This is a genomic window from Blastococcus sp. SYSU D00669, from assembly GCF_054050715.1.
This window is the reverse complement of record NZ_JBJGZV010000024.1, coordinates 67103-93112: the sequence shown is the minus strand read 5'-3', so window position 1 is coordinate 93112 and position 26010 is coordinate 67103. Positions and strand designations below refer to the sequence as shown.

Here is a 26010-nt window from a genome sequence, read left to right as displayed (position 1 = left end):
CCCCGCACCCGTGCCTACGTCCAGCGCCGCACCGAAGAAGGGCTGTCGAAGAAGGACATCATCCGATGCCTCAAACGACTGATCGCCCGCGAGCTCTACTACCTGCTCACCTCACCACCACCGGCCCGAGCCGCTTGACGATCCATAGGAGCATCGGCTCCGTTACCGGGCCCCGCCGCGAGCCTGCGAGTGGTCGAGGGTGACGGGGTCCTTCGTGCGCGACTCCACGAAGGGCGGGCGGACGACCTCGACCGGCTGCGGGCGCCCGCGGACGTCGACGGTCACCTCTGCTCCCTCGGCCACGCCGGCCGCGGTGTCGAGCAGGGCGAGGCCGATACCGGTCTTCAGCGTCGGTGAGAACGTGCCGCTGGTCACCTCGCCGATCCGCTCGCCGGCGCCGTCCAGCACCGGCATGCCCGGGCGCGGGATGCCCCGGCCGGTGGCGCGCAGCCCCCACAGCAGCCGTGCCGGGCCGGCCTCCTTCTCGGCGAGCAGCGCCTCGCGGCCCCAGAACCGCTCCTTCTTCCAGCCGACCGCCCACCCCGACCGCGCCTGCACCGGCGAGATCTCCAGCGACAGCTCGTGCCCGTGCAGCGGGTAGCCCATCTCGGTGCGCAGGGTGTCACGGGCGCCCAGCCCGCACGGCCGGATGCCCTGGTCCTGCCCCGCGGCGAGCAGCGCGTCCCACAGCTCGCCGGCCCGCTCGGCGGCGACCAGCAGCTCGTAGCCGTGCTCGCCGGTGTAGCCGGTGCGGCAGACCGTGACGTCGCCGGCCGCGAAGGACATGTACCCCAGGTCGGCCGCCAGCCCGACTGCCTGCAGCACCTGCGGCGAGCGCGGGCCCTGGACGGCGAGGACGGCGACCTCCTCGTGCCGGTCGGTGATCTCCACGCCGTCCGGCGCCTCGGCGGCCAGCCGGCCGAACACCTCGGCGGCGTTGGCCGCGTTCGGCACCAGCAGGACGTCGTCCGGGCCGTGCAGGTACAGGATCAGGTCGTCGACGACGCCGCCGTCGGCGCTGCAGCACAGCGTGTACTGCGCCTGACCCGGACCGATGCGCGACAGGTCGTTGCTGAGGCACCGGTCGACGAAGGCGGCCGCCCCCGGGCCGCGGACGGTGCCGGTGCCCAGGTGCGAGACGTCGAAGAGGCCGACGGCGGTGCGGACGGCGGTGTGCTCGGCCAGCACCCCTCCCCCGGCGTACTCGATCGGCATCGACCAACCGCTGAAGTCGGCGAGCTTGGCACCGGCGGCGACGTGCCGGTCGTGCAGCGGTGACGTCTTCGGGCTCACGGGAGGTCACGCTAGCCGTGCCCATACGATCGACGCCGTGCCGCCGACGATCGCCACCACCGACCGCCCCCTCGAGAAGCTCTCCGCCGACGCCGTCGTCATCGGCATCGGCAAGGGGCCGGACGGGCTGCTGGCCACGCCGGGCGCGGAGGCCGTCGACCGCATCCTCGGGGGCAAGCTGTTCCCCGCCCTCGCCGACCTCGGCGCCCGCGGCGCCGAGGAGGAGGTCACCAAGGTGGCCACCCTCGGGCAGGGCCCCTTCCCGGTGGTCCTGGCCGCCGGGCTCGGGTCGCCCGCCGCGGACGGCGGCTACCGCCCCGACGCGGTGCGCCGGGCGGCCGGCGCGGCCAGCCGCGCGCTGGGCGGGCGCGGCTCGGTGGTGACCCTGCTGACCGCGATCGGCGGGTCGCCGGACGCCGAGCGGCTGCACGCCGTCGGCGAGGGCTCGCTGCTCGGCGCCTACGAGTTCACCGCCTACAAGTCCGACCTGCCGGCGAACCGGCCCACCCCGCCGGCCGCCTTCGAGGTGGTCGTGCCCGACACCGGTGAGGCCAAGGCCGCGCTCTCGCACGTGCGCGCGGTGGCCGACGCCGTCTGGCTGGTGCGCGACCTGGTCAACACCCCGCCCAACGACCTCTACCCGGCCGAGCTGGCCGCCCGCGGCGCGGCCGCCGGCGAAAAGGCCGGCCTGTCGGTCGAGGTCCTCGACGAGAAGGCGCTGGCGGCCGGCGGCTACGGCGGCATCCTCGCCGTCGGCGGCGGCTCGGCCCGCGGCCCCCGGCTGCTGCGGCTGACCTACGAGGGCAAGAAGGCGCGCAGGAAGGTCGCGCTGGTCGGCAAGGGCATCACCTTCGACAGCGGCGGCCTGTCGATCAAGCCGGCGCTGAACATGCACCACATGACCAGCGACATGGCCGGCGCGGCCGCGGTGATCGCGACGGTGTGCCTGGTCGCCGAGCTCGGGCTGTCGGTCGAGGTCACCGCCACCGTGCCGATCGCCGAGAACCTGCCCAGCGGCACCGCCTACCGGCCCGGCGACGTCGTCACCTTCCGCAACGGCAAGAAGTCGGAGATCACCAACACCGACGCCGAGGGCCGGGTGATCCTGGCCGACGCGATCGCCCGCGCCGCCGAGGACGCCCCCGACGTGCTGCTCGAGACCTCGACCCTCACCGGCGCCCAGCAGGTCTCGCTGGGCAACCGGACGGCCGGCGTCATGGGCACCGACGAGCTGCGCGACGCCGTCGTCGCCGCCGGCACGCGGGTCGGCGAGGGCATGTGGCCCATGCCGCTGCCGGTGGAGCTGCGCAAGGGCATCGACTCGCCCATCGCCGACTTCGTCAACGCCAACGCCGACCGGATGGGCGGCATGCTCGTCGGCGCGCACTTCCTGGCCGAGTTCGTGCCCGACGGTCTGCCGTGGGCGCACATCGACGTCGCCGGCCCGGCCTACAACACCGGCGCCCCGTGGGGCCACGTGACCAAGGGCGGCACCGGCGTCCCGGTGCGGACCCTCCTGGCCACCATCGAGGACCTCATCGCCGAAGGCTGAGGCGACGGGATGGAGCGGCCCCCGTCAGGGTTCCGCCGCGAGCGTCAGCTCGTGGTGGGGGGACGGGGGTCCTTCGACTTCTGCCGGGCGCTCCAGTCGCGCATGCGCTGGGGGTAGCCGGTGACCTGGGCGTCGTAGACGGGGATCCCGAGGTCGCGCTGCAGCCGGCGGGCGACGTCGGGGCCGTCGATGCGCCGGCGGGTCCACTCGCCGTCGGCGGCGACCAGCAGGATGGTCGTCTCGGTGACGGCGGTGCGCGGCTCGACGTAGCCCTCCACCCCGCGGCGGCTGGCGACGAACTGCTCGAGGTGGGCGAGGTCGCCCTTGTGCGAGCCGCGGTCGAGCGTGCCGCGGCGCCCGTCGGCGCTCCCGCCGCCGCGACCGCGCAGCCGGTCGAGAAGCCCCATGACGCTCTCCTGTCGCCACCGCGCCCGGCCTGCGCCGCGACGCTCCGTGAGCCCAACGGTGCGTACGGCCGCGCCGTTCCCGGAGTGGCAGGATGTGGGCGGACCACCCCGCCCCCGGTCCCCCCGGGCGGGCGACGACTGCTGTTGCGAGGGAGTTCCCGTGAGTGCACCCGCCGGCCCGGCCGACCTGGTCATCCTCGGCGGCGGCTCCGGCGGGTACGCCGCGGCGCTGCGCGCCGCCGAGCTCGGCCTGTCCGTCGTCCTGGTCGAGAAGGACAAGGTGGGCGGCACCTGCCTGCACCGCGGCTGCATACCGACCAAGGCCCTGCTGCACGCCGGCGAGGTCGCCGATCTCGCCCGCGAGGGCGAGCAGTTCGGGGTCAAGACGACGCTGGCCGGCATCGACATGGACGGCGTCAACGCCTACAAGGACGGCGTCGTCGGCAGGCTCTACAAGGGCCTGCAGGGCCTGATCAAGAGCAAGGGGATCACCTACGTCGAGGGCGAGGGCCGGCTGGTCTCCCCCACCGCGGTCGCCGTGGGCGGGCAGACCTACGAGGGCCGGCACGTGCTGCTGGCCACCGGGTCCTACGCGCGCACCCTGCCGGGCATCGAGATCGACGGCACCCGGGTCATCACCAGCGACCAGGCGCTCGCCCTCGACCGCGTCCCCGCCTCGGCGGTGGTCCTCGGCGGCGGCGTGATCGGCTGCGAGTTCGCCAGCGCGTGGACGTCCTTCGGCGTCGACGTCACCATCGTCGAGGCGCTGCCGCACCTCGTCCCGCTCGAGGACGAGGGCTCCTCCAAGCTGCTCGAGCGCGCCTTCCGGCGCCGCAAGATCGGCTTCGAGCTCGGCAGCCGGGTCTCCGGCGTGCGGACGACGCAGGACGGCGTCGCGGTCTCGCTCGAGAACGGCAAGCAGCTCGAGGCCGAGATCGTGCTGGTCGCCGTCGGTCGCGGCCCGGTGAGCGAGGACCTCGGCTACGAGGAGGCCGGGGTCGCGATGGACCGCGGCTTCGTCCTCGTCGACGAGTACTGCCGCACGAACGTCCCCACCGTCTCCGCCGTCGGCGACCTGATCCCCACCCTGCAGCTGGCGCACGTCGGCTTCGCCGAGGGCATCCTCGTCGCCGAGCGGCTGGCCGGGCTGCCCGTCGTCCCGATCGACTACGCCGGCGTCCCGCGGATCACGTACTCCGACCCCGAGGTCGCCTCCGTGGGGCTGACCGAGGCGCAGGCCCGCGAGAAGTACGGCGAGGTGAAGACGCTCAGCTACGACCTCGCCGGCAACGGGCGCAGCCAGATCCTCAAGACCGCGGGCGCGGTCAAGCTGATCCAGGCGCCCGAGGGCCCGGTCGTCGGCGTGCACATCGTCGGCAGCCGGGTCGGCGAGCTCATCGCCGAGGCCCAGCTCATCTACAACTGGGAGGCCCTGCCCGACGAGGTCGCCTCCCTGGTCCACCCGCACCCCACGCAGAGCGAGGCGGTCGGCGAGGCGCACCTGGCGCTGGCCGGCAAACCGCTGCACGCCCACAGCTGACCCGAACCCCAGACCCGCACACCGCGCCAGAAGGAGCACTGCCTCGATGCCGACGTCCGTCACCATGCCCGCCCTGGGCGAGAGCGTCACCGAGGGCACGGTCACTCGCTGGCTCAAGCAGGAGGGCGAGCAGGTCGAGGCCGACGAGCCCCTCCTCGAGGTGTCGACGGACAAGGTCGACACCGAGATCCCCTCGCCCGCCGCGGGCGTGCTGACCAAGATCCTCGTCGCCGAGGACGAGACCGTCGAGGTCGGCGCCGAGCTCGCGGTCATCGGCGGGGAGGGCGACGGCGGCGCCCCCGCGCCGCAGGCCGACGCCGCGCCGCAGCAGACCGAGCAGCCCTCCGCCGAGGACCAGGACATGCCGGCCTCCCCGGCGGAGCAGACCGAGGAGCCGGCCGCCGAGCCGGAGCCCGCCCCCGCGCCGTCCGGTGGCGGCGGCGGTGGTGGTGGCGGTCAGGGGACGCCGGTGACCATGCCCGCCCTCGGCGAGAGCGTCACCGAGGGCACCGTCACCCGCTGGCTCAAGGCCGTCGGCGACGAGGTCACCGCGGACGAGCCGCTGCTCGAGGTCTCCACCGACAAGGTCGACACCGAGATCCCGGCCCCGGCGTCGGGCACCCTGCTCGAGATCACCGTCGCCGAGGACGAGACCGTCGAGGTCGGCGCCCAGCTGGCCGTGATCGGCACCGGCGCGGCCGGTGGTGGCGAGCCGTCGGCGCCCGCCGCCCCGCCGCAGCAGGAGCAGCCGGCCCCGCGGCAGGAGCAGCCGGCCCCCCAGCAGGAGGCGCCGGCACCGCAGCAGGAGGCGCCGCAGCAGGAGGCGCCGCGCCAGGAGCAGGCCGCGCCCGCGCAGTCCGAGCCCGTCTCCGCGGAGCAGGGCGCCGACTACTACGGCTCGGCCGGCGGCCAGGCCGGCCGGCCGGCGGCCTCGCAGCCCGCCCCGTCGCAGCCCGCCCCGGCCGCCGCCGAGGCGTCCAGCGGCGACGGCGGTGGCAACTACGTCACCCCGCTGGTCCGCCGGCTCGCCGCCGAGCACGGGGTCGACCTCGGCTCGGTGCAGGGCACGGGCGTCGGCGGGCGGATCCGCAAGCAGGACGTGCTGTCCGCCGCCGAGGCGAAGGCGGCCCCGGCTCCCGCCGCCGCCGCGCCCCGGACGCCGTCCCCCGCGGCCACGCCGGACACCAAGCTGCGCGGGCGCACCGAGAAGATGTCCCGGCTGCGCTCGGTCATCGCCAAGCGCATGGTCGAGTCGCTGGCCGTCAGCGCCCAGCTCACGACGGTCGTCGAGGTCGACGTCACGCGGATCGCCACCCTGCGCAACCGCGCGAAGCGGGACTTCGAGGCCCGCGAGGGTGTGAAGCTGTCGTTCCTGCCCTTCTTCGCCAAGGCGTCGATCGAGGCGCTGAAGGCCCACCCGGCCGTCAACTCCTCCATCGACATGGAGGCGGGCACGGTCACCTACCACGACACCGAGAACCTGGGTGTCGCCGTCGACACCGACCGCGGGCTGCTGGTCCCGGTCATCCACGACGCCGGTGACCTGTCCATCGGCGGGCTGGCGCGCAGGATCGCCGACCTCGCCGAGCGGACCCGGCTGAACAAGGTGACGCCGGACGAGCTCGGCGGCGGCACGTTCACGCTGACCAACACCGGCAGCCGCGGGGCGCTGTTCGACACCCCGATCATCAACCAGCCGCAGGTCGCGATCCTGGGCACCGGCTCGGTCGTGAAGCGGCCCGTCGTGGTGACCGACCCCGACCTCGGCGAGGTCATCGCGATCCGGTCGATGGTCTACCTGGCCCTGACCTACGACCACCGGATCGTCGACGGCGCCGACGCCGCCCGCTTCCTGGTCACGGTCAAGGAGCGGCTCGAGGCCGGTCAGTTCGAGGGCGACCTCGGCCTCGCGTAGCTGATCCCGCATCGGGGCCCCGGCGGCGCGCCGGGGCCCCGATGCGTCCGCGGGGGCCTCCACAGCAGAAGGAGCTGGCGTGAAGATCGCGGTGACCGGGGCCTCGGGGCTCATCGGCAGGACCCTCGTCCCCCGCCTGCAGGCCGACGGCCACGAGGTGCTGCGGCTGGTCCGGCGCACCCCGCGGACGGCGGAGGAGCACCGCTGGGCGCCGGAGCACCGGCGGATCGACCCCGCCCTCCTGCGCGACGTCGACGCCGTCGTGCACCTGGCCGGTGAGCCGATCCGGCCCCGCCCGTGGACCCGCGCCTACAAGCAGCGGCTGGTCGACAGCCGCCTCGACGGGACGACGACCATCGCCGAGGCGCTGGCCGCGGCGGCCGCCGAGGACCCCGGCCGTCCGCGCGCGCTGGTGTCGGCGTCCGGCATCGACTACTACCCCGACCTCGGCGACCGGCCGGTCACCGAGGCCGACCCGCCCGGCGACTCCTTCCTCGCCCGGCTGTGCGTCCGGTGGGAGGCGGCCACCGCGCCGGCGGCGGCCGCCGGCGTGCGGGTGGTCAACCTGCGCACCGGCCTGGTGCTCGGCCCCGGCGCGCCGCTGGTGCGCATCCTCGGCCTGGTGTTCCGGCTGGGCCTCGGCGGCCGGATCGGCTCCGGGCAGCAGTACTGGCCGTGGATCGCCCTCACCGACCAGGTCGACGGCATCGCCCACCTGCTCACCTCCGACGTGTCCGGCCCGGTGAACATGACGGCGCCGAACCCCGTGCCCAACGCCGAGTTCACCCGTGTCCTCGGCCGGGTCGTCAAGCGCCCGACCCCGCTGCCGGTGCCGGGGTTCGCGCTGTCGCTCGCGCTCGGGGAGTTCGCCCGGACCAGCATCCTGGGCGGACGGCGGGCGCTGCCCGAGAAGCTGCTGGCGTCGGGCTACTCCTTCACCCACCCCGACCTGGAGCCGGCGCTGCGCGCCGCCCTGCGGCTCCGTTAGGGACACGGACTCCCCGCCCCCCACCGCTCGCCTGCTCGCGGTGGCCCCTGCCAGGGGCCTAGAGCAGCACCGCGGTCTCGATCCGCCAGCCGTCGGCGGTGGCGCGCAGCACCATCCGCACCGGCGCGGCCGGCCGGCCCGGCTCGCTGCGCAGGGCCGGTCCCGCCGGGTCCGCGGCGGGGACGACGTCATACCTGGGCACCTCGTCGACCAGCTCCACCTCGGCCCGGTCGCCGTCGACCGTCGCCGCGGTCACCCGGACGACGGTGGGTGCGAAGCCGCGCAGCACCTCACCGGCACCGACCAGCGAGGCGGCGAACGCCGTGTCGGCCGCCCCCGGAGCGCTGCCCGCGGTGTAGACGCCGGCCAGGGCGTCGGGGCTGGCCGTGCCGAACGCCTCGGCGCGTCGGCGGTAGAGCTCGGCGAGCACCGGCAGCCACCCGGCGGCACCGTCGGGGACCGCCCGCAGGTCGGCCGGGCTCGGGCTCGCGGCGGCCGGCGGGGTGGACGACGACGAGGAGGCCGTGGCGGGCGGGGCGGCGTCGTCCCCGCTCCCCCACCGCGTGCCCAGCCACACGGCGGTGGCCAGGACGGCGCCGGTGCCGGCGACCGCGGCGGCCCGCCGGAGCACCGGCAGGGCGCCGGACCACCGCCGCGCCGGCTCGGGCTCGAGCTCCGGCGGTGCTGCCCGCCGGCGGCCCGGCACCTGGTGGGTCAGCTCGGTGCGCGGGCCGCGGCCGGTGCGGCCCAGCTCCTCGTCCGGGATCCCCTCGGCCGGCAGCCGGACCGGCTCGGGGCGGCAGGCGTGGCGCAGGTCGAGGGCGAACTCGGCGGCCGTGCCGCGCTCGTGCGGGTCGTCGGCCAGCCCGCGGCTGACCACCGCCAGCAGCTCCTCCGGCGCCCCGGGGGCGAGCTCGGCCAGGTCCGGCAGCACCCCCACGGCGGCCACCTGCAGCGTCTCGGCCGGCCCGGCGGCGTTCCAGGGCGGGATGCCGGTGAGGGCGTGGAAGGCCGCGGCGGCGACGCCGAAGACGTCGGAGGCCGGCCCGGGCGCCCCACCGCGCGCGACCGTCGGGTCGACGTAGGCGGGCGTGACCTCGCCGGCGGCGGCCTCCCCGAGCACCCGGGCGACCCCGAGGTCGGTGAGCACCGGCCGGCCCTCGGCCGTGAACACGATGTTCCCCGGCGAGAGGTCGCCGTGGACGACGCCCTGCTCGTGCGCGTGGGCCAGGGCGGCGGCGACCGGGGCGATCGCGGTGACCACCTCGCCCGGCCGCAGCCGGCCGCGGCGCGCCAGCAGCTGCGCGAGGCTGCCGCCGGGCAGGAGGTCGAGGACCAGCGCCACCCGCGCCGGGCCGCCGCGCCGGGGCTGGTGGACGACCTCGCGCAGCCGCACCAGGTGGGGGTGGTCGAGCTCGCCGAGCAGCGCCGCCTCGCGGGCCTGCCGCTCGGGATCGCCGGCGACGAGCACCTTGACCGCCACCGGCGCACCGCCGCCGCGCGGCACCGCCCGCCACACCTCGCCGGAGCCGCCGCGGCCGAGCAGCTCCTGCAGCGTGTAGCCGGGGACGACCGGCGGGCTGGTCTCGTCGGGCGCGGTCACGGTCGGACGCTAGGCGAACGGGGCCACCGAGCGCGGGCGTTGTCCACAGGTCCTAGGTTCGACGGCGATGTCCCTCCCCTCCCGCGCCGAGGTCGTGGTCGTCGGCGCCGGTCTCGCGGGCCTGTCCGCGGCCACCCGCCTCGCCGCGGCCGGCTGCGACGTCCACGTGCTGGAGGCCGCCGGGCACGTCGGCGGCCGGCTGGCCACCGACCGGGTCGACGGGTTCGTCGTCGACCGCGGCTTCCAGGTGCTCAACACCGGCTATCCCCGGGCGGCCGACCTCGACCTGGCGGCGCTGGAGATGGGCTTCTTCGAGCGCGGCGCCGTCCTCCGGGTGGACGGCGGCACCCACCGCGTCGTCGACCCCCGCCGCCGGCCGACCGCGCTGCCGGGCACCCTGGCGGCGCCGCTGGGGGCGCCGTGGCACAAGGCGGCGATCGCGGCCTTCTCCGCCCGGGCCGCCTACGCGCCCGTCGGGCGGCTGCTGCGGGCGCCGGAGCGCACCGCCGGGGAGGCCCTGCGGCGAGCCGGGGTGGGGACCGCCGCGGTGGAGCGCTTCTTCCGGCCCTTCCTCGCCGGCGTGCTGCTCGAGGCGGAGCTGGCCACGTCCAGCCGCTACCTCGACCTGCTCTGGCGCAGCTTCGCCCGAGGCGAGATCGGTCTGCCGGCCGACGGCATGCAGGCGGTCGGCGAGCAGCTGGCCGCGCAGCTCGACCCGGAGCGGGTGCACCTGCGCACCCGCGTGGACGCGGTCGACGGGCACGGCGTCACCACCGCCACCGGGCGCACCCGGGCCGGCGCCGTCGTCGTCGCCACCGACCCCCGCACCGCCGCCGCCCTGCTGCCCGGGGTCGAGGCGGCGGCGCCGCGGCAGGTGACCACGCACCTGCACGTGCTGCCCGCCTCGCCGTGGCCGTCGCCGCTGCTGGTGCTCGGGCAGCCGGGCGGGCGCCTGGTGAACACCGTCGTCCTCACCGACGCCCAGCCCCGCTACTCCCCCGACGGCCGCGCGCTGGTGTCCAGCTCGACCCTCGACCCGACCCGCGAGGCCGACGTGCGCGACGAGATCGCCCGGGCACACGACGTCGCCCCGGGCGACCTCGAGCACCTGACGACGACCACCGTGACCGGCGCCCAGCCGGCCGCGCTGCCGCCGCTGCAGCTGCGCCGCCCCGTCGACCTCGGCGGCGGCGTGTTCGTCTGCGGCGACCACCGCGACACACCGTCCATCCAGGGCGCCATGGCCAGCGGCGCGCGGTGCGCCCGCGCCGTGCTGCGCGCCCTCCGCCCGAACGGAGCCTGATGCCCGCCGCCGCCCCCACGATCCTGGCCACCAGCATCGGCTTCGACAGCCGCGGCCGCGGGCCCTACGACTGGGCGCCCGGGCCGGTCTTCGACCTCGCGTTCGAGCTGGCCGGGGCGCCGGCGCGCCCGAAGCTCTGCTACCTCGGCACCGCGACCGGCGACGACCCGGTGCGCATCGCCGGCGTCTACGGCGCGTTCGCCGGCAGCGGCGTGGAGGTCAGCCACCTCAGCCTGTTCACGATGCCGACGGTGCCCGACGTGCGCGCCCACCTGCTCGCCCAGGACGTCGTCTGGGTGGGCGGCGGCAGCGTGGCCAACCTGCTCGCGGTCTGGCGGGTGCACGGCCTGGACGAGGTGTTCCGCGAGGTGTGGCAGGCCGGCGTCGTCCTGGGCGGGGTGTCGGCGGGGTCGCTGTGCTGGCACGTCGGCGGGACGACGGACTCCTACGGCCCCGATCTGCGGCCGGTCACCAACGGGCTCGGGCTCATCCCGACCTCCAACGGCGTCCACTACGACTCCGAGGAGCAGCGCCGGCCGCTGTACCACCGGCTGGTCGCCGACGGCACGCTGCCGGCCGGGCACGCGACCGACGACGGCGTCGGCCTGGTCTACCGCGGGACCGAGCTGGTCGAGGCGGTCGCCGACCGGCCGGGCAAGGCCGCGTACCGGGTGGAGAAGGGTGCCGACGGCGCCGTCGTCGAGACCCGCCTGGAGCCGCGGCGCCTACGCTGAACGTCGTGAGCGAGCTCCAGGTCCTCCGTCTCGGGCTGATCGACTACGAGGAGGCGTGGGCGCGCCAGCGCGAGCTGCACGCCGAGGTCGTCGCGGGCACCGCCCCCGACACCCTGCTGCTGCTGGAGCACCCGCCGGTCTACACCGCGGGCAAGCGCACCCTGCCGCACGAGCGCCCGTTCGACGGGACGCCGGTCATCGACGTCGACCGCGGCGGCAAGATCACCTGGCACGGCCCCGGCCAGCTGGTCGGCTACCCGATCGTGCGGCTGACCGACCCGGTCGACGTCGTCGCGCACGTCCGGCGCCTGGAGGAGGCGCTGATGAAGGTCTGCGCCGGCCTCGGCGTCGCCACCGAGCAGGTCGAGGGGCGCAGCGGCGTCTGGGTGCGCGCCGACCAGCGCGGGCCCGACCGCAAGGTCGCCGCGATCGGCGTCCGGGTGGCCAGGGGCGTGACCATGCACGGCTTCGCGCTCAACTGCGACCCCGACATGCGCGCGTTCGCGAACATGATCCCGTGCGGCATCGTCGACGCCGGCGCGACGTCGCTGACCGCCGAGCTCGGCCGCGACGTCCCCGTGGCCGAGGTCGTCGACCCGGTCGAGGCCGCGATGCGCGAGGTGCTCACCGGAGTGGATCCGCGCGGGTGACCCGCACGGATCCACTCCGCACCTCAGCCCAGGACGAAGTTGACCAGGCGGCCGGGGACGGCGACGACGCGGCGCACCGTCTTCCCGTCGAGGTAGCCGACGACCTTCTCGTCGGCCCGCGCCGCGGCCTCCAGCGCCGCGGCGTCGGCGTCGGCCGGCACCCGCACCTGCGCCCGCACCTTGCCGTTGACCTGCACCGCCACCTCGACGGTGTCCTCGACCAGCCAGCGCTCGTCGGCCACCGGGAACGCGTGCCAGGCCAGCGACTGCTCGTGCCCCAGCCGCGCCCACATCTCCTCGGCCACGTGCGGGGCCAGCGGCGCCAGCACCAGCACCAGCGGCTCGACCACCGACCGCGGCACCGGCGAGTCCGCCCCGTACACCTGCGTGAGGTGGTTGGTCAGCTCGGTGATCCGCGCGATCGCGATGTTGAACCGCAGGGTCGAGAACCCGTCGCGGACCCCGGCGATCGCCCGGTGCAGCGCCCGCAGGGTCTCCTCGCCCGGCTCGACGTCGGCGGCGCGGACCTCGCCGGTCCGCTCGTCGACGACCACGCGCCAGATCCGCTGCAGCAGCCGCTGCGAGCCGACGACCGCCTTGGTCTCCCACGGCCGTGACTGGTCCAGCGGGCCGGTCGACATCTCGTACACCCGGAAGGTGTCGGCGCCGTACTGCCCGATCATCTCGTCGGGGGTGACCATGTTCTTCAGGCTCTTGCCGATCTTCCCGTACTCGCGGTCGACCGGCTTGCCCTCGAAGAAGAACTGCCCGTCCTTCTCCTCCACCTCGGCGGCCGGCACGTAGAAGCCGCGCTCGTCGGTGTAGGCGTAGGCCGAGATGTAGCCCTGGTTGACCAGCCGCCGGAACGGCTCCTCGCTGGTCACGTAGCCCAGGTCGAACAGCACCTTGTGCCAGAAGCGGGCGTACAGCAGGTGCAGCACGGCGTGCTCCACGCCGCCGACGTACAGGTCGACGCCGCCGACGTCCCCGGCCCCGCGCGGGCCCAGCCAGTACGCCTCCAGCTCGGGGTCGACCATGCGCTCGTCGTCGCCCGGGTCCAGGTAGCGCAGGTAGTACCAGCACGAGCCGGCCCAGTTGGGCATCGTGTTGGTCTCGCGCCGGTACTTCCTCGGGCCGTCGCCCAGGTCCAGCTCGACCGTCGTCCAGTCGGTGGCGCGCGACAGCGGCGGCTCGGGCTTGGAGTCGGCGTCGTCGTCGGCGAAGGTCTTCGGCGAGTAGTCGTCGACCTCGGGCAGCAGCACCGGCAGCAGGGAGTCGGGGACGGCGATGGGCAGGTCGTCGTCGTCGTAGACGACGGGGAACGGCTCGCCCCAGTAGCGCTGCCGGCTGAACAGCCAGTCGCGCAGCTTGTAGGTGGTCGTCGCCTGCCCCGAGCCCTTCGCCACCAGCCAGTCGGTGATCCGGGCGATGGCGGCGGCCTTGTCCAGGCCGTCCAGCGACACCTCGTCGTTGGCGGAGTTGATCATGCGGCCGGGGCCGGTGTACGCGCCGCTCTCGTCGTCGAAGCCCTCGGGGCGCTCGACGGTCGGGATGATCTCCAGCCCGAACTTCCGCGCGAACTCCCAGTCGCGGGTGTCCTCGCCGGGGACGGCCATGATCGCGCCGGTGCCGTAGCCGGTCAGCACGTAGTCGGCGATGAACACGGGCAGCTCGCGGCCGTTGACCGGGTTGACGGCGGTGGTGCCCAGCCAGACGCCGGTCTTCTCGCGCGTCTCGTTCTGGCGGTCCAGCTCCGAGCGTCGGGACGCCTGCAGCTGGTAGTCGGCGACCGCCTCGCGGGGGGTGGCCCCGCCGCCGGTCCACCGCGGGTCGGTGCCGTCCGGCCACGCGTCGGCGGTCAGCGCCTCGACCAGCGGGTGCTCCGGCGCCAGCACCATGTAGGTGGCGCCGAACAGCGTGTCGGGGCGGGTGGTGAAGACCTCGATCGTCTCGTCGCCGCACGAGAACCCGATCCGGGCACCGGCGGACCGGCCGATCCAGTTGCGCTGCATCTGCTTCAGCGAGTCCGACCAGTCCAGCCGGTCCAGGTCGTCCAGCAGCCGCTCGGCGTAGCTGGTGATCCGCATCATCCACTGCGTCAGCGGACGGCGGAACACCGGGAAGTTGCCGCGCTCGGAGCGCCCGTCGGGCGTGACCTCCTCGTTCGACAGCACGGTGCCCAGGCCGGGGCACCAGTTCACCGGCGCCTCGTGCAGGTAGGCCAGCCGGTGCGCGTCGACGACCTTGCGCTTCTCGACGTCGTCCAGCTCGGCCCAGGGGCGGGCGAACGGGTTGGTGCCCTCACCGGGCTCGCGGGTGCCGGCGTCCAGCTCGGCCACCAGCTCCTCGATGCGGCGCGCCTTGCCGGCGTCCTCGTCGAACCAGGACCCGAAGATCTGCAGGAAGATCCACTGCGTCCACTTGTAGTAGCCGGGGTCGATCGTGGCGAACGACCGCCGGTCGTCGTGGTCGACGCCCAGCCGCCGCAGCTGCGCCTTGATCGCGGCGATGTTGGCCTCGGTGGTGACCCGCGGGTGCTGCCCGGTCTGCACCGCGTACTGCTCGGCCGGCAGGCCGAAGGCGTCGTAGCCCATCGGGTGCAGCACGTTGTCGCCGTCCATCCGGCGGAACCGGCTGGTGACGTCGGTGCCCAGGTAGCCCAGCGGGTGGCCGACGTGCAGCCCGGCGCCCGAGGGGTACGGGAACATGTCCATCACGAAGAACTTGGGCCGGCCGGCCACGGCGTCGAAGCCGGCCGACAGCCGCCCGGTCGGGTTCGGCGTGTGGAACGTGCCCTCGGCCTCCCAGCGGTCCTGCCAGGCCAGCTCGATCCGCTGCGCCAGCGCCGGGGTGTAGCGGTGCGGCGGGACCTCACCGTTCTGCTCGGCGCTCGCCTGGCTCGCCGTCTGGCTCATCGTCCTGCGCTCCTTCTGGATCCGGTGGGTGGGCAGAAAAAAACCCCTCGCGCAGGAGGGGTCGCCGTGCTGTCCGAACTGGTCAGGTCAGCACGGCCGCGGAAGAAGCAGTCCACCGGACACGGGACCAGCGTACCGCTCCCCCGGCCGAGCCGACGACGCGCCCGGGACGGCGCCTCCACCCTTCGGGAGGAGCCCGGCACCCCTCCCCGTTCGGTTCCGTCCGAGCTCGTGCCCAACCGGACCCCGTGAGCAGCGATCCGCGACGGGGCGGCGCACCCGAGCGGGTGTCGCGCCGGCTCGTGCTGCTGACCGTGGGGTGCCTGGCCCTGTTCGTCACCGGCACCGGGCCGCGGCCGGACGGCGCGACGTGGGCGCTCCTCTACGACGTCGTCCTCTACAACGCCGTGCACGTCCTCGCCGCGCTGGTCTGCTTCACCGCCGCCGTCCGCCTCCCCGGGGACCGGCTCACCTGGGTTGCCATGGGCACCGGCCTGGTCATGAGCACCGCGGGGAACCTGGTCCACAGCCTGGTCATCGCCCGGCTGCCCGAGGAGCCCTACCCGTCGGTGGCCGACGTCGCCTACCTCGCCTCCTTCGTGCCCACCTGCGTGGGCCTGGTCGCGTTCGTGCGCGCCCGCACCCGCCGCTTCGGCCCCGCGACGGCGCTGGACGGGCTGGTCGGGGCGCTCGGCGCCTCGGCGGTCGCCGTGGCGGTCCTGCTCGGACCGCAGACCTGGATCGCGGAGGGCGACCCCGCCGCCGTCGTGGTCAGCCTGGCCTACCCGGTCGCCGACATGGTCCTGCTGGCGCTCTTCGCCGCCGCCGGCGCCGTCCTCGGCCTGCGCGGCGAGGTCCCGCTCCTCCTCCTGCTGGCCGGGGTGGCCCTCAACCTCACCGGCGACCTCGTGTTCGCCCGCCTGGCGACGCTCGACATCTACGTCGAGGGCGGGCCGCTGGACCTCACCTGGCTCGTCTCCGCCGTCCTCATCGGGCTGGCGGCCCACCGGGCCCGTCCCGCGCACGGCGACGGCCACGCCGGCGGCTCCACCGCCGTGCGCACCGGCTGGCGCCACATCGCGATCCCGCTCGCGCTGAACGCGGCCAGCCTCGCCGTCCTCGTGCGGTCCTCGCTCGAGGAGGCACCGTTCGCGACCGGGTGCGCCGCCGTCTGCATCGCCGTCTCGTTCGTCCGGTCCGTCGTGACCTTCGGCGACCTGCGCGACCTCCACGCCGTGCGCGCCGAGGCCCGCACCGACGAGCTGACCGGCCTGCCCAACCGTCGCGCCCTGCTCGCCTCCGCGGACGCGGTGGTCGCCGCCGCGACCGCGCGCCGCCCGGCGGCGCTGCTGCTGCTCGACCTCGACGGCTTCAAGGAGGTCAACGACGGCCTCGGGCACGCCGCCGGCGACGACCTGCTGCGCCGGGTGGGCCCGCGGCTGGCCGAGGAGCTCGGACCGCAGGACCTGCTCGCCCGGCTCGGCGGCGACGAGTTCGCCGTCCTGCTGCCGGACGCCGACGTCGACCGGGCCCAGGAGCTGGCGCGGCGGCTGCACGCGCGGCTGCGCGAGCCGTTCACCGTGGAGGGCGTGCGGCTGCACGTCGGCGTGAGCATCGGCGTGGCCACCGCCCCGGTGCCGGCGGCCACCGTGCACGACCTGCTGCGCTGCGCCGACGTGGCGATGTACGCGGCGAAGGCCGCCCGTGACGGCGTCCGCGTCCACGTCCCCGACCCCTCGACCGGCCTGGGCGACCGGCTGCGGACCATGGAGGAGCTGCGGACCGCGCTGGACCGCGACGAGATCCTGGTGCACCTGCAGCCGCAGGTCCGCCTCGCCGACGGCGCGGTGGTCGGCGTCGAGGCGCTGGTCCGCTGGCAGCACCCGACGCGCGGCCTGCTCTCCCCCGCCGAGCTGCTGCCGGCCGCCGAGCAGGCCGGCCTGCTGCGGCCGCTGACCGACGTGGTGGTCGACCTCGCGCTGCGGGCCGCGGCCACCTGGTGGCGCGCCCGGCAGGTGCCGGTGTCGGTCAACCTCTCCGCGAGCGACGTGGGCGACCGCGACCTGCCCGACCGGATCGCCGCGGCGCTGGCCCGGCACGGCCTGCCCGGCCGCGCCCTCACCGTGGAGCTGGTCGAGGACACCCTCATGGCCGACCCGGAGCGCGGCCGCCTCGTCCTCGGCGAGCTGCGCCACCTCGGCGTACGGACGGCGATCGACGACTACGGCACCGGGTACAGCTCGCTGGCCTACCTGCGGTACCTGCCGGCCGACGAGCTCAAGCCCGACCGCAGCCTCACCGCCGACGTCGACCGCGACCTGCACGCCGCCGCGATCGTCCGGCACACGGCCGCGCTCGCCCACGACCTCGGCCTGCGGCTGGTCGCCGAGGGGGTCGAGGACGACGCCATCGGCCAGGTGCTCGCCCGCCTCGGCTGCGACACCGCGCAGGGGTACGGGATCGCCCGGCCGATGCCGCCGGCCGACCTCCCCGGGTGGCTGGCCGCGCGGCGGTCCGCGCTGCTCGACGAGGCCCCCGCCTGAGCCGTCATTCGTCGCCGTAGAGCCGGCGCAGGTCGTCGGCGACGCGCCGCAGGTGCGGGCGGGCTTCGGGCGTGGTGATCTCCAGCCGGTGGCCGAAGCCGGCGAACTGCGCGGCGAGCACCTCCACCGACGGGCCGGCGAGCTCCACGGCCACCCGCCCGTCCGGCGCCGGCTCCCCCACGGCCACCTGGGCCGGGCCGGACCAGCGGCGCAGCAGCGGCACCAGCGACGGATCGGCCAGCGCCTGCACCCGCGCCCCGGCCCGGCGCTGCTCCACCTCCCCGGCGCTGGACTCCCAGGCGGCGCGCAGGTCGAAACCGTCCGGCCGCCGCGCCGGGGCGCCGGTCGGCGTCACCGCGGTGACGCGGCCGACCCGGAACGTGCGCACCCCCGCATCGGTCCCCGCGATCAGGTACCAGACACCGGCCTTGGTCACGAGCCCCAGCGGTGAGACGGTCCGGGTGGACGGCGCCTTCGCCCTCCCGGCGTAGCCGAGGACGACCTCCTCGCCGTCGACGACGGCCCGCTGCAGCGCCGGCAGGTGCGGCGGCTCCGGCGGCGCGGTCCGCCCCCACGAGGCGGCGTCGACCACGACGGCCTCGCCCGCCGCCCGGGCGCCCTCGCGCAGCGGCGCCGGAAGCGCCCCGAGCAGCTTGCGCAGCGCCGCCTCGACGGCCGGGGCGGCCGCCACCGCAGAGCCCGCGGCCAGGAACAGCGCCCGCGCCTCGTCCACGGTCAGCCCGGTCAGGTCGGTCCGGGCCCCGCCCACCAGCGACCAGCCACCGCCCCGGCCCGGCGAGCTGTACACCGGCACGCCGGCCAGCCCGAGCGCCTCGAGGTCGCGGCGTGCGGTCCGCTCCGAGATCTCCAGCTCCCGGGCGACCTGCGCGGCGGTCACCCGGCCCTTCGACTGCAGCAGGAGGAGGACGGCGATCAGGCGGTCGGCGCGCACGTCCGAGGACTATCGCGGAAACTGGCCAGGAGGTGGCCAGTTCCCGCGCGAGGGTGGCCGCATGACGACCTCCACCGCTCCCCTGACCGATCCCCGCCCGGCCTTCGCCGCGGCGACCGCGACCGCCGTCGCCGTCCTCGCCGCCGTCCGGCCCGATCAGCTCGCCGGCCGCACCCCGTGCCCGGAGTACGACGTCCGGGCGCTGGTCGGCCACCTCGTCTCCGTGCTGCGGCGGGTGGCCGCCGTCGGCCGGGGCGAGCACCCGTTCTCGGTGCCGCAGGTGACCACCGGCGTCCCCGACGACGGCTGGGGTGCCGCCGCACGCGCCGCCGCCGACGACGTCCTCGCCGTCTGGGCCGACGACGCGCTGCTCGGCCGGCAGCTCGTGCTGCCGTTCGGCACCTTCCCGGGCGCCGCCGCGCTGGCGACCTACACCGGGGAGGTCACGACCCACACCTGGGACGTCGCCGTCGCCACCGGCCAGGCGCCGGCCTGGGACGACGACGTGGTGGCCCGGGCCCTCGCCGCGGCGCAGCGGGCGCTGCCCGCCGACCGCCGGGGCCCGGAGGTCCCGTTCGGCGACATCGTGCCGACCGCGGAGAACGCGGCCGGCATCGACCGGCTGGTCGCCTGGCAGGGCCGCGACCCGCGCTGGACCCCCTGAGCGCGCCGGCGGCGCCTCAGCCGAGCTGGGGCGCCACCTCGGCGGCCACCAGGTCGAGGTGGTCGAGGTCGGCGAGGTCCAGCACCTGCAGGTACACCCGCGAGGCCCCCGCCTCGGCGAAACGCCCGAGGGTGTCGACCGCCTCGGCCGGCGTGCCCGCGACCCCGTTCGCCCGCACCTCGTCGACGTCGCGGCCGATCGCCGCGGCCCGGCGGGCGAGCTCGGCGTCGTCCTTGCCGACGCAGAGCACCAGCGCCGAGCTGTGCACCACCGAGCCCGGGTCGCGACCGGCCTCCTCGCAGGCCGCGCGGACGCCGGCGAACAGCCGGGCGTTGGTCTCGGCCGACTCGAACGGCACGTTGAACTCGGCCGCGTACCGGGCGGCCAGGCGCGGCGTCCGCTTGGCGCCCTTGCCGCCGATGATCACCGGGATCCCGCCGTCCTGGACCGGCTTGGGCAGCGCCGGCGAGCCGGCCACCTGGTAGTGCCGGCCGTCGAAGTCGAAGGTCTGCCCCTGCGGGGTGCCCCACAGGCCGGTGATGAGGGCCACCTGCTCCTCGTAGCGGTCGAACCGCTCCCCCAGCTCCGGGAACGGGATGGCGTACGCGGTGTGCTCGGCCTCGAACCAGCCGGCGCCGATGCCGAACTCGACCCGGCCGCCGCTCATCTGGTCGACCTGCGCGACCGCGATGGCCAGCGGACCGGGCAGCCGGAACGTCGCCGCGGTCATCAGCGTGCCCAGCCGGATCCGCGAGGTCTCGCGCGCGAGACCGCCGAGGGTGACCCACGCATCGGTCGGGCCGGGCAGGCCGTCGCCGCCCATGGCCAGGTAGTGGTCGGAGCGGAAGAAGGCGTCGAAGCCCGCCTCCTCGGTCCGCCGCGCGACGGCGAGCAGGTCGTCGTAGATGGCGCCCTGTTGGGGTTCGGTGAAGATCCGCAGCTGCACGGCCCGACGCTAGCCAGCCACGGCCCCGGCCGCGCACCGGGCCGTCCCGGGGTGTGCTCGCCGCCGGGACCGGGCAGGATGGCGACAAGTCGATCTTTTCGAGAGGTGCATGCCGTGTTCCGCAAGAAGACGCGAGGCGAGGTCATCAGCGCAGAGCTGCAGGAAGGCCTCAGCCACCTCGGGACGGCGGTGACCGAGGCCGCCCACGCGGTCGCGGACGAGCTGGCCCCCCGGGTGGGGGCGGCCCGCGGGGCCGCGGCGCCCAAGGTGGCCGCCGCCGTCGCCGCCGCCGCCCCGGTGGTCGCCAGCGCCCGCGAGTCCATCGCCCCGCGGGTCGAGGCCGCCCGGGAGGCGGTCGGCCCCCGGGTCGAGGCCGCGATGGAGGCGCTCACGCCCCGCTACGAGGCCGCCCGGGGGGCCGCTGCCCCGCGCGTGGAGGCCGCCCGGGCCGCCGCGGTCAAGGCCGCGGCCGACCTCGGACCCCGGGTCGAGGCCGCCCGCGAGGCGCTGGAGAAGGACGTCCTGCCCAAGCTGGCCACCACCCAGGCGGCCGCGCTGGCCTACGCGACGCCGAAGGTGCTGGCCGCCCGGGAGGCGGTGACGGCGGCGGCCGAGTCGGCGCTGCACGAGCTGGAGGCGCGCCGCGAGGAACTCGTCGCGAGCGGCGCGGAAGCCCGCGCGAAGGCCAAGCGCAAGGCCGCCAAGCAGAAGCGGAAGGCGGCGAAGAAGGCCGCGAAGAAGGGCACGGTCGACACCGGGTCCGGCGGCAGTCGCTGGCCGTGGTTCCTCGCCGTCCTGGCCGTCGGCGCCGCCGCGTTCGCGGTGCTCCGCCGGCTCCGGGGGTCCGACGACTCCTGGACCCCCGCGCCGGCCGGTGACGGCCCGGTGCCCAGCTACCGAGAGGACCCCGTGCCCAGCAGCCCCAGCACGTCCGGCGGCGACGCCGGCAAGGCCGTGTCCACGGCCGACACCACGCCCGGCGACGCCACCCCGGCCGACAGCGACCTCGGCGAGCAGCCCCAGCAGCTGGCGTACGGCGGCGCCGAGAACGAGAGCACGCCGGAGCCCGCGTCGAGCACCAGCAACGACGCGACGCTGACCACCGCCACCGCGGCCCCGGAGGACCAGCCGCAGACGGCGCCGGACGCCACCGGCAGCGGCGGCGCCGGCAGCGCGGGCACCGCCGGGGGCACCGGCGGCGCCACGGGTTCCGGGAGGACCGACAAGCTGAACCCGCAGGACCCCGCGTAAGCAGCCCCGAACGGGCGAACGCCCCGGACGAGCCCCCGCGCTCGCCCGGGGCGTTCGCACGTCGGGGGTACCGTGGCGACCATGACGGAGACGGCCGTACCGACCACTGATCCGGGTTCTCCGATCGGGCCGGGCGGCCGCAAGCTCCTGCGCCTCGAGGTCCGCAACAGCCAGGTCCCGATCGAGCGCAAGCCCGAGTGGATCAAGACCCGGCTGCGCACCGGGCCGGAGTACACCGAGCTGAAGTCGCTGGTCCGCCGCGAGGGGCTGCACACGGTCTGCGAGGAGGCCGGCTGCCCCAACATCTACGAGTGCTGGGAGGACCGCGAGGCGACCTTCCTCATCGGCGGCGACCAGTGCACCCGGCGCTGCGACTTCTGCCAGATCGACACCGGCAAGCCGGCCGTCTTCGACGCCGACGAGCCCCGGCGGGTCGCCGAGAGCGTCGCCACCATGGGCCTGCGCTACGCCACCGTCACCGGCGTCGCCCGCGACGACCTGCCCGACGGCGGCGCGTGGCTGTACGCCGAGACGGTGCGGCAGATCCACGCCGCCGTCCCCGGCTGCGGCGTCGAGCTGCTCATCCCCGACTTCGACGCCGACCCCGGCCAGCTGGCCGAGGTCTTCGGCTCCCGGCCCGAGGTGCTGGCGCACAACGTCGAGACCGTGCCGCGGATCTTCCGCCGCATCCGCCCCGGCTTCCGCTTCGAGCGGTCGCTGTCGGTGCTCACCGCCGCCCGGGAGGCCGGCCTGGTCACCAAGTCCAACCTGATCCTGGGCATGGGCGAGGAGCCGCACGAGGTCGTCGAGACCATGCAGGCCCTGCACGACGCCGGCTGCGACCTGCTCACGATCACGCAGTACCTGCGCCCGTCGGTGCGGCACCACCCCGTGGTCCGCTGGGTCAAGCCCGACGAGTTCGTGGGCTTCCGCGAGCAGGCCGAGGAGATCGGCTTCGCCGGGGTGCTGGCCGGGCCGCTCGTCCGCAGCTCCTACCGCGCCGGCCGGCTGTACCAGCAGGCGGTCGAGGCGCGCGGGATGGCCGCGCAGGCCTGATCCCCGGGACGGCGTCGCCGCGCCCTTATCCTGGGGGCATGGCACGCAGCAAGCCCACAGGCAACCCCGCTCCCAGCGGCAAGGCCGGGCGTGGCCCGGGGGCCGGCGGGCGGGGGCGCGGCGCTGCGTCCTCCGGGTCGTCGGCGGCGTCGGGCAAGGCCGCCAAGGGCGGCGGCAAGGGTGAGAAGAAGCCGGGCCGGCTGAAGCGGTTCGGCCGCCAGCTCGGCATGATCAAGCAGGCGTACTCGCTGACCCGCAAGAACGACCCGAAGCTGCCCTGGATCCTGCTGATCACCTTCGTCGCGGTCTTCGCGGTCATCGAGGTGGTCGCGATCCTGGTGGGCTCGCCGTTCCTGTTCCTGCCCATCGCGATCCTGCTCGCCGCGCTGGTCGCGCTGGTCGTCTTCGGCCGGCGCGCGCAGGGCACCGCCTACCGGCAGGTCGAGGGCCAGCCCGGCGCCGCGTCGTGGGTGCTGGAGGGCATGCGCGGCGACTGGCAGGTCACCTCGGGTGTGGCCGGCACCCCGCAGCTCGACGCCGTCCACCGGGTGACCGGCCGGCCGGGGATCATCCTGGTCGGCGAGGGCGCGCCCAACCGCGTGCGCAACCTGCTGGCGCAGGAGAAGAAGAAGATCGCCCGCGTGGTCGGCGACACCCCGATCTACGACATCGTCGTCGGCGACGACGAGGGCCAGGTGCCGCTGCGCAAGCTGTCGGCGCACGTGATGAAGCTGCCCCGCAACCTCAGCGGGGGCGAGGTCAACGCGCTGCGCCGCCGCATGGGCGCGCTGGGCGGGCCGAAGATGCCGGTGCCCGGCGGTCCGCTGCCCGGCGGTCGGCAGATGACGATCAGCCAGCGCCAGGTCCGCCGCCGCTAGCTGTTCGCGGAGTCCCACGGCGCGGTTCCCGCGGCCGTGGGACTCCGCCTCGCTCAGACCCGGACGACGGCGGTCTGGGTGAGGCGGTCGTGCAGGCCGCGGCCGTCGGCGTCGACCACCAGCGCCGGCACCAGCAGCACCAGCAGCGCCGTCCGGACGACGGCGCGCCACGGGGCCAGCCGCTCCCCTTCGCGCGGGTGGGCCATCCGCAGGCCGAGCAGCCGCATGCCGGGCGTCTGCCCGAAGAGCACGAGCGTGACGACCGTGATCGCCGCGAAGCTCACCAGGCTCCACAGTCCGGGCAGCTCGGGTGCGGTGAACAGGCCGGCGAGGAACGCCGAGGCGATCGCGTCGACGAGGTACTGCACCACGCGGGTGCTGAAGGGCGCCAGGGAGCCGGGGCCCTCCGCCGGGAGCCCCAGTGAGGCGCCGCGGACGCGTGCCTGAGAGGGTGGCTCTGCTTCCCTGACCATGCCAGCCAGCGTAAGACCCGCGCGCGGCCAGGCCCTGCGCGGCGACGAGCAGCCACCGGCGACACGCCGGGGCCTGTGTTACCGCTCCGAAACACGAGGGACACCCGAGGGCAACTCCCCGCTCGTAGCGTCGCCACCGGCTGTCCGCCCACTACCGGAGGATCGATGTTCAACAGTCCCGACGAGGTCGCCGCTTACATCCGCGACAACGACGTCGAGTTCGTCGACGTGCGTTTCTGCGACCTGCCCGGCGTCATGCAGCACTTCACCATCCCGGCGTCGACGTTCGGCGAGGACACGTTCTCCGAGGGCCTCGGCTTCGACGGTTCGTCGATCCGGGGGTTCCAGGCCATCAACGAGTCGGACATGCTGCTGCTGCCCGACGCGAAGAGCGCCTTCGTCGACCCGTTCCGGGCGGCGAAGACGCTGAACGTCAACTTCTTCATCCACGACCCGATCACGCGCGAGGCCTACAGCCGCGACCCGCGCAACGTGGCGAAGAAGGCCGAAACCTACCTCGCATCGTCGGGCATCGCCGACACCGCGTACTTCGGTCCCGAGGCCGAGTTCTACATCTTCGACTCGGTCCGCTACGACACAGGCATCAACGAGGGCTACTACCACATCGACTCGGTCGAGGGCTCCTGGAACAGCGGCGCGCTGACCGGCGAGAACGGCGTCGGCCCGAACCTCGGCTACAAGACCCGCCCCAAGGGCGGCTACTTCCCGGTCGAGCCCTACGACCACTACAGCGACCTGCGCTCGGTCATGATGCGCAACCTGACCAACGCCGGGCTGGAGCTCGAGCGCGGCCACCACGAGGTGGGCACCGCCGGCCAGGCCGAGATCAACTACAAGTTCGACACGCTGCTGCGCGCGGCCGACAGCCTGATGCTGTTCAAGTACATCATCAAGAACACGGCCTGGCAGGCGGGCAAGACCGTCACCTTCATGCCGAAGCCGCTCTTCGGTGACAACGGCTCGGGCATGCACACGCACCAGTCGCTGTGGAAGGACGGCGAGCCGCTCTTCCACGCCGAGACCGGCTACGCGGGCCTGTCCGACACCGCCCGCCACTACATCGGTGGCCTGCTCGCCCACGCCCCGTCGCTGCTGGCCTTCACCAACCCGACGGTCAACAGCTTCCACCGCCTGGTGCCCGGCTACGAGGCCCCGATCAACCTGGTCTACTCGGCCCGCAACCGCTCGGCCTGCTGCCGCATCCCGATCTCGGGCGACAACCCCAAGGCCAAGCGCATCGAGTTCCGCGTGCCCGACCCGTCGGCCAACCCCTACCTCGCCTTCTCGGCGATGATGATGGCCGGCCTCGACGGCATCAAGAACAAGATCGAGCCGCCGGCGCCGGTCGACAAGGACCTCTACGAGCTGCCGCCGGAAGAGGCCCTGGGCATCGAGAAGGTGCCGGCCTCGCTCGACGCCGTCCTCGACAACCTCGAGACCGATCACGAGTACCTGATCGACGGCGGGGTGTTCACCCCGGACCTGATCGAGACGTGGATCGAGTACAAGCGGGAGAACGAGATCGACCCGATCCGCCTCCGGCCGCACCCGCACGAGTTCGCGATGTACTACGACATCTGAGCCGGGCACCTCGCCACGGGTCCGCACGAGCAGCCGGCGGCTGCTCGTGCGGACCTGCTGCGTTCCGGCCTCGGTGCCCGTACGTCGGCTGTGGGCGAGCGGCTCACGGGCAGGTGACGCCGCGCTTCCTCGACTGGCCGCATGGCCCGGAGCGCAGTCCCGACACCGACCCGGCGACGGTCCGGCACCATCGCCGCCGCCCTCCTGGTGGTCGTGGCCGCCGTCGCTGCGGTCCTCGTCCACCGGTCGGCGTCGTCCGGTGAGGTCCGCTTCGGCGCCGCCGGTGCCGTCACCGAGGACGACGGGGTCCTGCCCGAGGGCGTGACCGTCCTCGACGACGAGTACCCCGCCGTCGCGAACCTGGATCCCGAGCTGCTCCGGGCCCTTCGCGCCGCGGCGACGGACGCCGCCCGCGACGGCGTCGAGCTGCACGTGACCAGCGGCTGGCGCTCTCCGGAGTACCAGGACCAGCTCCTGCGCGAGGCCGTCGCCGAGCACGGCTCCGAGGCGGAGGCCGCCCGGTGGGTCGCCACGTCGGACACGTCCCCCCACGTGTCGGGCGACGCCGTCGACATCGGGCACGCCGATGCCACGGCGTGGCTGTCCCGGCACGGTGCGCGGTACGGGCTCTGCCGGATCTACGGCAACGAGCCGTGGCACCTCGAGCTGCGCCCGGCCGCGATCGAGCACGGTTGCCCGCCGGCGTACGTCGATCCCACCCACGACCCGCGGATGCAGCCGTGAC

The 26010-nt window shown here is 75.1% G+C and carries 21 protein-coding genes; 14 read left to right on the top strand and 7 right to left on the bottom strand.

What is annotated here, in order from left to right; translation table 11 throughout:
- Positions 1-162 precede the first annotated feature (162 nt).
- Positions 163-1293 (bottom strand): glycine cleavage system aminomethyltransferase GcvT, encoded by a 1131-nt coding sequence (gene gcvT / locus ACI8AF_RS17505; RefSeq protein ID WP_456541014.1) that lies wholly within the window; start codon positions 1291-1293, stop codon positions 163-165.
- 37 nt (positions 1294-1330) lie between these two features.
- Between gcvT and ACI8AF_RS17500 the strand changes: the two genes are divergently transcribed.
- Entirely contained in the window at positions 1331-2845 is a 1515-nt protein-coding gene (locus tag ACI8AF_RS17500; RefSeq protein ID WP_456541013.1) for a leucyl aminopeptidase, read from the top strand.
- 44 nt (positions 2846-2889) lie between these two features.
- Here the strand turns inward: ACI8AF_RS17500 and ACI8AF_RS17495 are convergent, their stop codons facing one another.
- The gene (locus ACI8AF_RS17495; protein ID WP_456541012.1) at positions 2890-3252 is read right to left on the bottom strand and encodes an oxidoreductase; all 363 of its coding nucleotides are present in this window, start codon (positions 3250-3252) and stop codon (positions 2890-2892) included.
- 160 nt (positions 3253-3412) lie between these two features.
- Between ACI8AF_RS17495 and lpdA the strand changes: the two genes are divergently transcribed.
- The 3 genes from lpdA (at position 3413) to ACI8AF_RS17480 (ending at position 7695) form a co-directional block, all read left to right on the top strand.
- Entirely contained in the window at positions 3413-4792 is a 1380-nt protein-coding gene (gene lpdA, locus ACI8AF_RS17490) for a dihydrolipoyl dehydrogenase (protein ID WP_456541011.1), read from the top strand.
- Between the two features lie 46 nt (positions 4793-4838).
- Positions 4839-6707 (top strand): 2-oxoglutarate dehydrogenase, E2 component, dihydrolipoamide succinyltransferase, encoded by a 1869-nt coding sequence (sucB, locus tag ACI8AF_RS17485; RefSeq protein ID WP_456541010.1) that lies wholly within the window; start codon positions 4839-4841, stop codon positions 6705-6707.
- A 79-nt stretch (positions 6708-6786) separates the two neighbouring features.
- Positions 6787-7695 (top strand): TIGR01777 family oxidoreductase, encoded by a 909-nt coding sequence (locus tag ACI8AF_RS17480; RefSeq protein ID WP_456541009.1) that lies wholly within the window; start codon positions 6787-6789, stop codon positions 7693-7695.
- 58 nt (positions 7696-7753) lie between these two features.
- Here the strand turns inward: ACI8AF_RS17480 and ACI8AF_RS17475 are convergent, their stop codons facing one another.
- Positions 7754-9298, bottom strand: coding sequence for a protein kinase domain-containing protein (locus tag ACI8AF_RS17475; protein ID WP_456541008.1), 1545 nt, complete (start codon positions 9296-9298; stop codon positions 7754-7756).
- A 67-nt stretch (positions 9299-9365) separates the two neighbouring features.
- On the opposite strand from ACI8AF_RS17475, the gene ACI8AF_RS17470 reads away from it, so the two are divergent.
- From ACI8AF_RS17470 to lipB, 3 genes are read left to right on the top strand one after another with little or no spacing between them, the layout of a single operon-like run.
- Complete coding sequence (locus tag ACI8AF_RS17470; RefSeq protein WP_456541007.1) at positions 9366-10601, top strand: NAD(P)/FAD-dependent oxidoreductase; 1236 nt, start codon at positions 9366-9368, stop codon at positions 10599-10601.
- On the top strand, positions 10601-11335 hold the full coding sequence (locus ACI8AF_RS17465; RefSeq protein WP_456541006.1) for a Type 1 glutamine amidotransferase-like domain-containing protein: 735 nt from the start codon (positions 10601-10603) through the stop codon (positions 11333-11335). The genes ACI8AF_RS17470 and ACI8AF_RS17465 overlap by 1 nt, the downstream gene beginning before the upstream one ends.
- Positions 11336-11340: 5 nt before the next feature.
- A complete protein-coding gene (gene lipB, locus ACI8AF_RS17460) occupies positions 11341-11985 on the top strand; it encodes a lipoyl(octanoyl) transferase LipB (protein WP_456541005.1) in 645 nt (214 codons plus the stop codon).
- A 23-nt stretch (positions 11986-12008) separates the two neighbouring features.
- Here lipB and leuS read toward each other — a convergent pair whose 3' ends face one another.
- A complete protein-coding gene (leuS, locus tag ACI8AF_RS17455) occupies positions 12009-14900 on the bottom strand; it encodes a leucine--tRNA ligase (protein ID WP_456541004.1) in 2892 nt (963 codons plus the stop codon).
- A 248-nt stretch (positions 14901-15148) separates the two neighbouring features.
- Here leuS and ACI8AF_RS17450 point away from each other — a divergent pair, with 248 nt between their 5' ends.
- Entirely contained in the window at positions 15149-17443 is a 2295-nt protein-coding gene (locus tag ACI8AF_RS17450) for a putative bifunctional diguanylate cyclase/phosphodiesterase (protein ID WP_456541003.1), read from the top strand.
- A 4-nt stretch (positions 17444-17447) separates the two neighbouring features.
- Here ACI8AF_RS17450 and ACI8AF_RS17445 read toward each other — a convergent pair whose 3' ends face one another.
- Positions 17448-18395, bottom strand: coding sequence for a helix-turn-helix transcriptional regulator (locus ACI8AF_RS17445; protein WP_456541002.1), 948 nt, complete (start codon positions 18393-18395; stop codon positions 17448-17450).
- Positions 18396-18456: 61 nt separating this feature from the next.
- Here ACI8AF_RS17445 and ACI8AF_RS17440 point away from each other — a divergent pair, with 61 nt between their 5' ends.
- A complete protein-coding gene (locus ACI8AF_RS17440) occupies positions 18457-19059 on the top strand; it encodes a TIGR03086 family metal-binding protein (RefSeq protein ID WP_456541001.1) in 603 nt (200 codons plus the stop codon).
- A 16-nt stretch (positions 19060-19075) separates the two neighbouring features.
- Here the strand turns inward: ACI8AF_RS17440 and ACI8AF_RS17435 are convergent, their stop codons facing one another.
- A complete protein-coding gene (locus tag ACI8AF_RS17435) occupies positions 19076-20005 on the bottom strand; it encodes an LLM class F420-dependent oxidoreductase (protein ID WP_456541000.1) in 930 nt (309 codons plus the stop codon).
- A 114-nt stretch (positions 20006-20119) separates the two neighbouring features.
- Between ACI8AF_RS17435 and ACI8AF_RS17430 the strand changes: the two genes are divergently transcribed.
- From ACI8AF_RS17430 to ACI8AF_RS17420, 3 genes are all read left to right on the top strand, one after another.
- Complete coding sequence (locus ACI8AF_RS17430; RefSeq protein WP_456540999.1) at positions 20120-21256, top strand: hypothetical protein; 1137 nt, start codon at positions 20120-20122, stop codon at positions 21254-21256.
- Positions 21257-21337: 81 nt separating this feature from the next.
- Complete coding sequence (lipA, locus tag ACI8AF_RS17425) at positions 21338-22312, top strand: lipoyl synthase (protein WP_456540998.1); 975 nt, start codon at positions 21338-21340, stop codon at positions 22310-22312.
- A gap of 38 nt (positions 22313-22350) precedes the next feature.
- Positions 22351-23190 carry a DUF4191 domain-containing protein gene (locus ACI8AF_RS17420; RefSeq protein WP_456540997.1) on the top strand — a complete coding sequence of 280 codons (840 nt, stop codon included), beginning with the start codon at positions 22351-22353 and terminating at the stop codon, positions 23188-23190.
- 53 nt (positions 23191-23243) lie between these two features.
- On the opposite strand, the gene ACI8AF_RS17415 is transcribed toward ACI8AF_RS17420, so the two are convergent.
- Positions 23244-23561 (bottom strand): RDD family protein, encoded by a 318-nt coding sequence (locus ACI8AF_RS17415; protein ID WP_456540996.1) that lies wholly within the window; start codon positions 23559-23561, stop codon positions 23244-23246.
- A 267-nt stretch (positions 23562-23828) separates the two neighbouring features.
- On the opposite strand from ACI8AF_RS17415, the gene glnA reads away from it, so the two are divergent.
- Both glnA and ACI8AF_RS17405 read left to right on the top strand, forming a co-directional pair.
- Entirely contained in the window at positions 23829-25265 is a 1437-nt protein-coding gene (gene glnA / locus ACI8AF_RS17410; RefSeq protein WP_456540995.1) for a type I glutamate--ammonia ligase, read from the top strand.
- 141 nt (positions 25266-25406) lie between these two features.
- On the top strand, positions 25407-26009 hold the full coding sequence (locus tag ACI8AF_RS17405) for a M15 family metallopeptidase (protein ID WP_456540994.1): 603 nt from the start codon (positions 25407-25409) through the stop codon (positions 26007-26009).
- Position 26010: the final 1 nt, after the last annotated feature.